We start from the raw sequence: 289 nt of genomic DNA on the forward strand, positions 1-289 counted from the left end.
GGGGGGGGGGGGGGGGGGGGGGCGGGGGGGAGGGCGTCCGGCAGTAAGGCGGTAAAGGCATCATCCACATTCGATGTGCCGGTTTGTTGCATCAGCTCTTTTGGTGTGCCACTGGCGAGGATCTGCCCGTCATTCATAGCAATAAGCCAGTCGAAACGCTCGGCTTCTTCCATATAGGCCGTGGCAACAATCACGCTCATACCCGGGCGATCTTTGCGGATATCGTCGATCAGCTCCCAGAACTGGCGGCGCGACAGAGGATCAACGCCGGTGGTCGGCTCATCAAGAA

The 289-nt window shown here is 60.6% G+C and carries 1 pseudogene; it reads right to left on the reverse strand.

The annotated features are described in order from the left end of the window. A pseudogene (locus tag HBA93_RS20615) lies at positions 1-289 on the reverse strand (hypothetical protein); the annotation flags it as partial.

Source organism: Ochrobactrum sp. SFR4, assembly GCF_019730395.1.
Classification (GTDB): Bacteria; Pseudomonadota; Alphaproteobacteria; order Rhizobiales; family Rhizobiaceae; genus Pseudochrobactrum.